Genomic DNA, 11,915 nt, shown 5'->3' on the forward strand with positions numbered 1-11,915 from the left:
AATATGGAGACAAATATAACACACGAAGACACTGTAACCCGAGTAATGGAAGCTCTGGAAAGCATTCGTCCGTTTTTGAATAAAGACGGCGGTGATATCGAGCTTTTGGATGTAAAAGATAATACTGTTTTTGTAAAACTTTTAGGAAACTGTTCAGGTTGCTCTCTTAATTTCTCAACTTTGAAATTAGGTGTTGAAAATACCATCAAACAGCACGCTCCTGAAATTGAAAAGGTAGTAAATGTAGAGTAAAAAATAAGACAATATATTTTTTGAAGACAGACTTTAGAAGGTCTGTCTTTTTTTTGTAATTAGGTCAGAACTTTTTGTTGAATTTAAATTATTCATTTTTTGAATTATATCTTTATTCATCTTCATTAAAATCATCTTGTCTACAGATAAAGATGGTTGACCCATTGATATTTTCTTTTGATATTCCATATAAATTGAAACGCCATCCATTCAAAATCCATGCTTCGTACGTCGCTTTATCTTTTTTAATTTTCACATCAATTTTTTTTCCATTGTTGATTAAATAGTTCCGAATTTTATCATACTTTTCTTTGAATTTATTATCGTTTTCCGTAATATTTTCACTACTAATTGGAAAAAAACTTTTTCCTTCCGAATTAAAAAATTTTGTTCTATCATAATAGATAAATATTGATTTTACTTCATTATTATTTTTAGTAATTAAATATTCAATATCTTGTGTTACATATTCATTTTCTGATTTTACAAAAGCGATTGTTTCTATGTCAATTTTTGCAAACTTTCGAGGATAATATCCATTATGATTTATACTGTTTCTATATTTTTGGATATCAATTCCTTTTGTTATTTTCTCAAAATCTAATATTTTATCCTTGGTAATTTTATTCTTCTTTGAAAGATTGGCAATTAATTGTAAAATTTCATCAGACTTAATGTATTGAATCGTATCATATTTGTAATTTACCTTTGTAATATCAATTTTGTTATTTTCCACTTCAAAAAAACCAAACGAATTGTAACCGTTTCTGAATTTTATAAACTTCTGATCGTTTTTATTGCTTCTGAATTGATTATACCAATAAAAAAGATTATACTTTTCATCAAATTGATGAACTATTTTAATATTATTTTTTTTAACTTCTGTGATTGCGGTTTTATCTTTTAATTGGGTTATTTGATATAAATTGTTATTTGCAACAAAAGAGGTAATAAATGCATATTTTAAATCTTTATCAGTATTTCTAAAATCATCTGGATCGTATTGAATGGAATCTTTGTATATAGAATTTATTCCTTTGAAATAATCATAGGAATCAAACTTCCCAAATTTTCTTTTATTAATTACATCATAATACTGATTCGGGTTACATTTTGTTAAATTATTTGGGTTTAATATTTCCCAAATCACAGAAGTATTAGTAATATAAAATTTTCCATTTAGAAAATTAGTATTTTGTCCATTTAAGCTGGTGAAATATTCAGACTTATTTTCTTGATTGATAAACCATGTCACCTGTCCCCACTCGCCGAAGCTTTTATACATAACCTTGTAATGTTTATCCTCGTAAACCAAATCATCTCCTTTTTTGGTTTCAATGAATTTATTGCTTTTGAAATCAAAAATATATTTTAAATTATTTTGAAATTGAATATAGATATTATTTTCATGCACAAAAAAGTCGGTGTAATGCGATAGATTTTGTGGTAATTTTTCCGCAAATAATATTTTTCCAGAATCATCAAACTTTATCATATAGTTTTCTGTGTGTCCAAAATCGTACATCTGTTTTTCTTCAAAAATTGAATAATATTCATTTTTATACTTTAAAGAAGCTATCATTTCAATTTTTGAAATAGGTCTGAAAATAGAATTTGCATTAAAATTTATTGTTTTTTCTCTCACATTGAAGTTCTGAGCAAAAATTATTGAAAACAGAGAAACTTTTAAATAAAGTATTAAAATAAATATATTTTTCACGAGATTTTTTTATAATCAAATATACGATTTGAATTCTTTTTTCAAATTTTAGAATTAAAAAGCCCCGGAAAAAATTCCAGGGCTTCAAAAGTAAATTATTAAGTAAAAAAAATTATTTCACGATGAATCTCTTCACTTCGCCTTCTGAAGTTTTAATTAAGTAAACTCCGGTATTTAATTTTGAAGTGTCGATGGTAAGAGCGTTTTTCTCTTTACCAAGAAGTTTTCCGCTCATATCGTACAATTCGTAGCTTTGAGCTCGGTTGAAGTACAATGTATTTCCTTTGTTTACAGGATTCGGGAAGATGTTGAAAGTTGCTTTTTCAGGTTTTACTTCGCCTGTTCCTAATGTTGCAGAAGGCAGTACTTCATACATTGACAATGTTCCGCTGATTTCGTTGGCGATGATAACGTAACCTTTACCGTTGTTCATATTTTCAGGAGCGATGTAGATAATTCCTTCCGGACCGTTATCTCCAGCAAAAGCAGAAGTCGATCTTGAATGCTTGTAGTCTACAAATGTAACGTTGTTTGGATCTGTTACGTTATATACCATCACGCCACCTGTTCTTTCCAGAGTGATGAATGCGAAAGTCTGTCCGCTAATTGTTCCTAGAGTAACACCTTCCGGTTCGGGACCTTTTGCACGGCTTCTGTTTTTTGCTCCGTTGGCTTCGTTATCGGCATTGAAAATCAAAGGATGATTAGCTGCAATATAGCTTTCAAATCGGTCACCGCTATCATAAACCAGCTGTTTTGTATCTGTATTGAAAATCGAGAATGATCTTGCTCCCAAAGCATTGATTTCTTCAAAATCAGCATCTCCATCTGTATTTCCATTTACATTGGTCACTCGGAATCTTCCTAAATTATGCGAAGCTTTTAAAACGGAAGCATTCGGGAAAATTGTAGAGTCTAAAGCATATCCGTTTGCACCAACCGTTGTTCTTTCGCTGAATCCGCCCAAATCTTTTTCATCACCTTCGTTTGCGGTAACCAGATAAGTGGTGCTTCCCACTTTAAAAGAAGCCATTGCATCAGGATTGTAGTATGCTTTTACAGGCCAGTTTGCAATTAAAACTTCCCCGTTGTTATCTGAAGCATCAAAACCGTTTCCGGGAAGGCTCATGTCTTTTTTGCCCAATCCCCAAATGTTTCCTAAAGTATTTGTTGCTAAATTAACTTCAATGATTGCATTGTTTTCCTGACAAGAAACCCATGCTTTTTGGCTGTCTGAGCTGATGGTGACGTATTCCGGTTCAAGATCCTGAGCCAAAGTACTTGTTGCTTTCACTTTTCTTCCGCCTGAAGCGATTAATGCAGCTTCCTGTCCGTTAAATGTAGTCAGAGAAAGAGTGGTTACGTTCGATTGTGTCAAAGCCTGAATTCCAGCAACCGTTAAATTCGGAATGTTGATAATTGAAATTGAACCTTCAGGATCTACGGTATAAGCATCGTTTGGTTCACCTTCGTTTGCTGTCATTACTTTTGTTCCATCCGGAGTGAAAGTAATCATGTCCGGTAAAACTCCGACTTGCACCTGTTTTAAAAATGTTCCGTTTATATCAAAGAAAACAACCGAACCGTTACCTTGAGGATTGGTTCCGTTTGGAGAAGCAACAGCAATGATTCCGTTTTTTACAGCAATACTTGTTATTCCGCCATAAAGGGTCATATCTATTGTGCTGACAACAGTCGGAGCCAAAGGATTGGAAAAATTAATAATATCAAAAACATCTGTTAAAGAACTGATCGTAAACAATCTCTGGGTTGCAGGATCATGAACCACAATTTCCGTTGAGCTGTTGTTGTTTCCTGAGGGATCAAAACTTCCGATATAATTTAACGATATCTGATTGGAAGGAACCGGTGCAGCTTTATCATTATCAATAATATAAACGGTTGATGAAGTGTCTCCTGTAATGGTTGTTCCAGCAGGGTTTTCAAGACTTACTACAAAATATTCTGCCTGTTGTTCTTCCAAATTATCATCGAGGATCGGAATATTTACCGTTACACTTGTTGTAGAAGGTGTAATATTGATGGTCTGATTTGCCAAAGTAAAATCGCTGCTGTTTGCTGTGCTGAATGGGGCAGGTTTTACGACCAGATTTACAGTTGCATTTGAAGGATTGGCAACATTTATTTTAAATGCTAAAGTTCCGGCATTTTCATTGACTTTAATTAAAGTTTTATCTAAAGAAATGCTTGTTCCTGCCGTTGTAAAGGTGCTTGAAGTTGCCGTTGTAACTGCATTATCGCTTGCATCTTCAACCATATTTGGTTTTAAAGCTAAATAATAAGCCTGATTCGGAAGCAAACCTGCTGTAGGAATTATTGTAATCTGATTATTGCTGAAAGTAGTAGTAAATGGAACAGTGGTTCCTGTTGCGTTATTTAATTTTAATTCAATTAAATTCTGGGCATTTGCAGCAGTAATCGCAGAATTGTCAATTAATCTTACATTTTCATTAAAAGTAATCGTAGGATTTACCGTTGCAGAAGCGTTGTTTGCATTATTAGCGGGTAAATAAGTTACCGTTGGTGGAGTCGTGTCAACTCCGCTCATCGCAGTAGCATCAACCGTGAAATTGTCGAATCTATTGTTACCAACAGTTCCTCCCGGTCCCGCAGTAAATTCAACTTTCAGCATAAAATTTGGGTTATTGTTTGCGCTAAAGTTGTTTGAAAAATCAAGAGTTACCAACGTTGGATCTCCGTCAACCGGTAAAACGGCACCTTCGGGATCGTTGTTGGCAGTATAAGTGAAAGGTAAAAATGTAACCCCGTCAATCGAATAAGACCATTTTTGCTTTCCTGCTCCCGAACCTGATCTTCTGGTCGTAAATTTTACGACAACATTATTGTAACCTGTTGTAGGTAGAGCAAACTGAATATTTCCAGGGATTGGATTGTTGTAACGCAAGTGCGTACCTGCAGCATCTCCGTTTCTTCCGTTGATTGTCGAAAAACCGTTACCTGTAGCACTGGATAAATTAATAAAAGTATTAGGATCGGCTGTACCGTTTTGAAAAGCTGTAATGGTTCCGTTTTGTAATGCTGCAGCCGGCGAAGGCGCTGTAATCGCTGCAACGGAAGCATTATTATTAAAATTCCAGTAATGGATTAATGATTGTCCTGAAACTGCACCGTGAAATAACGCGGCAATCGGCAACAGACCTCTTAAAAGGTATTTGTTCTTCATTTTTATCAGATTTTAGATTGTTGCAAAAATGAAGATTGTACATTGTGAGGCTTTTAATTAAATTTTAAGAAATGATTAATAATTACTTCTTATTTAGTCTTGTTGTTTAAATATTTATTAAATAAAAAAAAGACAAACTGAATATTCACCAATTTGTCTTATATTTTGAAAATAACAATAATTATCGATTATTTTTTCTTTGTGACCTTATCATAAATATTGTGGATCAATCCATCCGCAACCGAAATTTTAGGGACAAAAATTCTTGTAATTTCAGACCAGGTCATGATATTGTTATAGATTTTTAACGCATGAGCCAATACATCTGCACGATCCTGTCTGAAATTATATTTAGTCATTCTTTCGTCTACGGTAAGTGCGCTGATTTCTTTGTAGATTTTTTTCAGATACGTTGCAGACATGGGTTTTCCGTCTTTGGTTTTGCTCATCGAAAAGGCTTTATTGATGTTTCCTCCTGAACCAATCGCAACAATAGGTTTTTTGCTGTTGATATTTTTTCGGATTTCTTCTTTCATTTCTTTCCAGTTGTCTTCGGTTACCAGATCATTAAGCAATCTGATGGTTCCGATATTGAAAGATCTTTCATAAAGCATTTTTCCGTTTTCGTAGAAAGTAAGCTCTGTAGAACCACCACCTACATCTACATAAAGGTAAGCGAAATCCTTGTCAAGCCCTTCTGCAACATGATTTTCATAAACCAGAGTAGCTTCTTCGTCACCGGAAATAATCTCGATGTCGATGTCTGATGATGCTTTTACGTTTTTAATGATTTCTTGTCCGTTTGCAGCGTCACGCATTGCACTGGTTGCACAGGCGCGATAATGTTCAACTTTATAAATTTTCATCAGATCACTGAATATTTTCATAGAGTCGAGCACCATTTTTTCTCTTTCTATACCTATTTTACCAAGGGTAAAAACATCCATACCCAATCTCAGAGGAATTCGTAAAAGATTAAGCTTAATAAACTCAGGTTCTCCGTTCTGGATTTTTACTTCGTTTATTAAAAGTCTGGCTGCATTACTTCCTATGTCTATCGCTGCAATGATCATTGTAAGTATGGTTTATTTATTCAGTAAAATATTTAAATTTCAATTCCGAAATTTACGAAAATTATTCTCCAATTAAAGTTTCGTTCTTTTTCTGATGTTCTATTTTTTGCTTGCCTTAGCTTTTAAATATCGGTAAGTTTCAATCTGTGAACGACATGTTTTCTGGTCATTACGGATGTATTCGTTGCTTAATTTTTTATCTAAAATTCTTGCCTTAACATTATCGCTAAGTTGAATATCCAAAATGTCTTTGATTTCTTTTTTTAAATTTTTATCGGTTATTTTTGCGGCAGCTTCAATTCGGTAATCAAGATTTCTGGTCATCCAGTCGGCTGAAGAGATGTAGATGTCTTCAGAACCTTTATTATAAAAATACATAACTCTGGCGTGTTCCAAATATTCATCGACAATACTTATTGCTTTTATTTTCTCCTTGAAATCTTTCTGGTTGACTGCGCAGTAAATTCCACGAACAATCATTCTGATAACAACGCCAGCTTCGGCCGCTTCGTATAATTTTGTGATTAAAGCACGATCACTTACAGAGTTGGCTTTTATAATCATTTCTGCTTTTCTTCCGGCTTTGGCTTCCTCAATCTCCTTATCGATATGATGTACAATTTTATCACGCATAAACTGTGGACAAACCACTAGATTCTTGCAGGTTTTTAAAACTGATATATAATCTTCTTTCGGTTTTCTAAGAACATTAAAAACTTTGTTGATGTCTGCCATAATTCCACGGTCAGAGGTCATAATGAGATGATCGCCGTAGATTCTTGCTGTTTTTTCGTTGAAATTTCCGGTACTCACAAAACCATATTGAAGGGTTTTGTTGTTCGCTCTTTTTTTTATGACACAGAGTTTCGCATGTACTTTTTTATCTGGAATTCCTGTAAGAACGGTAATTCCTTCAGGTTCAAACATTTCTTTCCACATCAGGTTTGATTCTTCATCAAATCTCGCCTGAAGCTCCAGCATGACGGTTACTTCTTTTCCGTTTCTGGCCGCATAGATTAATGCATTACTGATTTTCGAATTGCTTGCGAGACGATATGCAGTGATCTGAATAGATTTCACATCCGGATCCATTGCTGCTTCTCTCAAAAGATCGATCACAGGAGTATAGGTATGATAAGGGAATGTCAAAAGGACATCGTGTTTTAAAATAACATCGGTTACTCTCTCTCCATGCTCAAAAGCCTGGTGTGTAAAAGAAGTTCTTTCTACCGGTCTCTCATATTTTTCAAAAACATCAGGGAAATCCATAAAATGTTTGAAATTGTGAATTTTACCTCCGGGAATAATGCTGTCTTTTTTACTTAAATTTAACTTTCGGATAAGAAGTTCGAGCAAAGCTTTATCCATATCCTTATCGAATACGAATCGGGTAGGCTTTCCTTTTCTACGGTTTTTTAGTCCTTTTTCTATTTTTTCTGCCAGATTGGTTTTGATATCGTTATCAATATCCATTTCGGCATCTTTGGTTACTTTAAATGCATTTGCTGCAAATTCGTCATAGCCAAAATAAGAGAAAATATGTGGCAGATTGAAGGTGATCACATCTTCCAGAAGCATCACATTTTTTTCTTCTGGATCTTCTGTTGGTAAAAGAACGAATCTCCCTACAAAACGGGACGGGATTTCTATGATGGCGTAATTGCTGTGATAATTCCAGTCTTTTTTTCTCATGGCAACACCCAGATAAAGACTTTTGTCTCTCATGTAGGGCATGGGTGTGTTTTCATGCAAAAGGATCGGTATGACGTTGGCTTCTACTGTTTCATCAAAATATTGTCTTACAAATTCTTTTTGTTTTGAGCTTAAATTTTTAGAAGTTTTTATATAGACATTATGCTCTGCCATTTCACTCTGGATTTTTTTCCAGGTTCTGTCGAAATCATGCTGTTGCGTGATAACGGTGTCATTTATTTTCTGAAGAATTTTTGAAGGGGGTTGATAAAAAGATTCGGCAAGTACTTTTTCCTTAAAATCCATGGCACGCTTTAGACCTGCAACACGCACCCTGAAAAACTCGTCTAGATTATTGGAGAAAATCCCGAGAAAACGAATTCTGAGATGAAGCGGCACGTTTTCGTCCATTGCTTCCTGCAAAACTCTTTCGTTGAATGATAACCATGTGATATCTCTGGGATTGAAATGTAATGACATATTTGTGTAAAATTTATCAAAAATAGTAAATATTAGGCATGAACGATTTAAGCCAATGTTAATCTTTTTATTACTTACTCATATTCAACTTAAATTAATTAAATTTGGGAAAAAAATAATGAGAAAGTACTTTATCCTTTTAGCTGCAGCATTTGGCTTTGTAGCGAGTGCACAGCAAGTAAGATGTAATTTTGATGAGAAATGGAACGAGTTTGCAAAGAAGCACCCTGAAGCGGGGCTTAAGCACAAGCAAATGGCAGAATTTATTTCTAAATCTGAAAATATTGCTCCTTACTTTAAGAACGGACAGACCGTAGTTACTATTCCGGTAGTTGTTCACGTTCTTTACAAAACTCCAACGCAAAATATTTCTGATGCGCAGATTTTATCTCAATTGGCAGTGTTGAATAATGATTTCAGAAAACTTAATGCTGATTTTTCAACAGTGGTTCCTGCAGCATTTCAATCTGCTGCTGCTGATTTGGAGATCAACTTTTGTTTAGCTACTAAAGATGTTAACGGAAATCCTACCACAGGAATTATAAGAAAATCGGTAGGAAGTAATTTTCTTTTCGATGATAATTATTTTAGTGCAGCAAATGGTGGAGATGCTGCTTGGAATACAACAAAATATTTAAATATTTGGGTGGGTGCATTTACAGATACAGACCTATTAGGTTGGGCTTATCCTCCAGCTGCTGCTGGATACGCTAATGATGGTTTGTGTATTGCATATCAGGTTTTTGGTACAACTGGTACTGCAGGAGAGTTTCCTTATACAACATACAACAAAGGAAGAACGGCAACTCACGAAATTGGTCACTATTTTGGTTTAAACCATATTTGGGGTGAAGGAAATTTGCCAAGTATTCCTAATCCTGCAGTTTGTGGTACAGCAGGATGGAGTGATGGCTGTGCAGATACTCCGGCTACTTACTTTGCTTATTTTGGCACACCAACTTATCCGAATAATCAGTATACCTGTACAAACACGACTAATGGAGCTATGTTTATGAATTACATGGATTATGTGGATGACGTTGCAATGGCTATGTTTACAAATAATCAGAAAACAATTACGCAAAATGTATTGTCGTCACAAAGAGCAAGTCTTTTAAACTCAAATGCATGTACATTTTTATCAGTAAATGAAGTTGAAAAAGCGGGTTCTATAAATGTGTTTCCAAATCCTACAACTCAGTATATTTCTATAGCTTCACCATTTGTAGCTATCAATGAAGTAGAAATCTTCAATGCAGAAGGAAGATTGGTTAAAAAGTCTATTATCAAAAATGAAACCGATAAAATTAATGTAGCAGATTTTGCTTCAGGAGTATATTATGTAAGAACTTATAGTGGTAAAGATTTTATCAAGTCTATGAAGTTTATCAAAAAATAAGTGAAAATTTTTCTAAATATTTCAATTTAAAACCTCGATTTAATCGGGGTTTTATTTTTATTATGTCATTTTGTCACAAAAAAATAATTGGTACAAATATTGAGAAAATGAGATTGTACAATTAAAATTAAAAAATTAGAAAAAAATATAAAAATTATGAGTAAAATAATTGGAATCGACTTAGGAACAACAAACTCTTGCGTTGCAGTAATGGAAGGTAAAGATCCTGTTGTAATTCCTAACGCAGAAGGTAAAAGAACAACGCCATCTATTGTAGCGTTTACAGAAGATGGTGAAAGAAAAGTAGGTGATCCTGCAAAAAGACAGGCGGTAACGAACCCTACAAAAACAGTTTATTCAATTAAAAGATTTATCGGAACTCATTTTAAAGACGATGCTTCTGAAATCTCAAGAGTACCTTATAAAGTGGTATCTGGACCGAATGATACGGTAAAAGTAAAAATCGACGACAGAGAATACACTCCACAGGAAATCTCTGCAATGACGCTTCAGAAAATGAAGAAAACTGCTGAAGATTATCTTGGTCAGGAAGTAACGAGAGCGGTAATCACTGTTCCTGCATACTTTAACGATGCACAAAGACAAGCTACTAAAGAAGCTGGTGAAATTGCCGGTCTTAAAGTAGAAAGAATTATCAATGAACCTACTGCTGCTGCGCTAGCTTACGGTCTTGATAAAAATCATAAAGATCAGAAAATCGCTGTATATGACCTTGGTGGTGGTACTTTCGATATTTCTATTCTTGATTTAGGTGATGGTGTATTCGAAGTATTGTCTACAAACGGAGATACACACTTAGGAGGTGATGACTTTGATGATGTAATCATCAACTGGATGGCTGATGAATTCAAAGCTGAAGAAGGTGTTGAGTTGAAATCTGATGCAATTGCATTACAAAGATTGAAAGAAGCTGCTGAAAAAGCAAAAATCGAATTATCTTCTTCTCCACAAACTGAAATCAACCTTCCATATATTACCGCTACAGCTACAGGTCCAAAACACTTAGTGAAGACTTTAACGAAAGCTAAATTTGAGCAATTAGCTTCTGATTTAGTAAGAAGATCAATGGAGCCGGTTGCTAAAGCATTGAAAGATGCAGGTTTATCAACTTCAGATATCGACGAAGTAATCTTGGTAGGTGGTTCTACAAGAATTCCGATCATCCAGGAAGAAGTAGAAAAATTCTTCGGTAAAAAACCTTCAAAAGGAGTTAACCCGGATGAGGTTGTAGCAATTGGTGCTGCGATCCAGGGAGGTGTATTGACCGGTGATGTAAAAGACGTTCTTTTATTAGATGTTACGCCACTTTCTTTAGGTATCGAAACAATGGGTTCTGTTTTCACTAAATTAATTGAAGCGAACACGACGATTCCAACTAAAAAATCTGAAGTATTCTCTACAGCTTCTGACAATCAGCCGGCTGTAAGCATCAGAGTAGGGCAGGGTGAAAGATCAATGTTCAACGATAACAAAGAAATCGGTAGATTCGACCTTACAGATATTCCACCAGCGCCAAGAGGAGTTCCTCAGATCGAAGTTACTTTCGATATCGATGCAAACGGTATCCTAAGTGTTTCTGCTAAAGATAAAGGAACTGGTAAAGAGCAGTCTATCAAAATTCAGGCTTCTTCAGGTCTATCTGACGAAGAAATCGAAAGAATGAAGAAAGAAGCTCAGGAAAACTCTGCAGCAGATGCTAAGAGAAAAGAAGAAGTTGAAATTTTCAACAAAGCTGACGGATTGATCTTCCAGACTGAAAAACAATTGAAAGAATTCGGTGAGAAATTATCTGCTGACAAAAAAGCAGCGATCGAAGCAGCTCACGGAGAGTTAAAAACGGCTTTCGAAGGTAAAAATGCAGATGATGTAAAAGCCAAAACAGAAGCTTTAGATGCAGCTTGGATGGCGGCTTCAGAAGAATTGTATGCAGCTGGTCAACAACCGGGTGCTGATGCAGGAGCTCAAAATCAAGGGAATGCAAACGGAGCTGAAGACGTTCAGGATGCAGATTTTGAAGAAGTGAAGTAATTTTCAATACATTATAATTAGAAACCGCTGTAAATTAAATTTTAC

At 34.8% G+C, this 11,915-nt stretch carries 7 protein-coding genes; 3 read left to right on the forward strand and 4 right to left on the reverse strand.

Annotated elements, in window-relative coordinates; all coding sequences use genetic code 11:
* Nucleotides 1-3 precede the first annotated feature (3 nt).
* Entirely contained in the window at nt 4-252 is a 249-nt protein-coding gene (locus BM371_RS00525) for a NifU family protein (protein ID WP_051882657.1), read from the forward strand.
* Between the two features lie 112 nt (nt 253-364).
* On the opposite strand, the gene BM371_RS00530 is transcribed toward BM371_RS00525, so the two are convergent.
* The 4 genes from BM371_RS00530 to ppk1 all read right to left on the reverse strand — a co-directional run bounded on the left by BM371_RS00530 (nt 365) and on the right by ppk1 (nt 8,422).
* Nucleotides 365-1,507 (reverse strand): hypothetical protein, encoded by a 1,143-nt coding sequence (locus tag BM371_RS00530; protein ID WP_131430907.1) that lies wholly within the window; start codon nt 1,505-1,507, stop codon nt 365-367.
* Nucleotides 1,508-2,084: 577 nt separating this feature from the next.
* Complete coding sequence (locus BM371_RS00535; RefSeq protein WP_034674602.1) at nt 2,085-5,177, reverse strand: choice-of-anchor I family protein; 3,093 nt, start codon at nt 5,175-5,177, stop codon at nt 2,085-2,087.
* A 188-nt stretch (nt 5,178-5,365) separates the two neighbouring features.
* The gene (locus tag BM371_RS00540) at nt 5,366-6,250 is read right to left on the reverse strand and encodes a Ppx/GppA phosphatase family protein (protein WP_034674604.1); all 885 of its coding nucleotides are present in this window, start codon (nt 6,248-6,250) and stop codon (nt 5,366-5,368) included.
* Between the two features lie 99 nt (nt 6,251-6,349).
* Complete coding sequence (ppk1, locus tag BM371_RS00545) at nt 6,350-8,422, reverse strand: polyphosphate kinase 1 (protein WP_034674607.1); 2,073 nt, start codon at nt 8,420-8,422, stop codon at nt 6,350-6,352.
* A 118-nt stretch (nt 8,423-8,540) separates the two neighbouring features.
* Here ppk1 and BM371_RS00550 point away from each other — a divergent pair, with 118 nt between their 5' ends.
* Both BM371_RS00550 and dnaK read left to right on the forward strand, forming a co-directional pair.
* Nucleotides 8,541-9,821 (forward strand): zinc-dependent metalloprotease, encoded by a 1,281-nt coding sequence (locus tag BM371_RS00550; RefSeq protein WP_051882658.1) that lies wholly within the window; start codon nt 8,541-8,543, stop codon nt 9,819-9,821.
* A gap of 156 nt (nt 9,822-9,977) precedes the next feature.
* Entirely contained in the window at nt 9,978-11,870 is a 1,893-nt protein-coding gene (gene dnaK, locus BM371_RS00555; RefSeq protein ID WP_034674608.1) for a molecular chaperone DnaK, read from the forward strand.
* The last annotated feature ends 45 nt before the right edge of the window (nt 11,871-11,915 follow it).

It is taken from the genome of Chryseobacterium formosense (genome assembly GCF_900116415.1).
GTDB classification, from domain to species: domain Bacteria; phylum Bacteroidota; class Bacteroidia; order Flavobacteriales; family Weeksellaceae; genus Chryseobacterium; species Chryseobacterium formosense.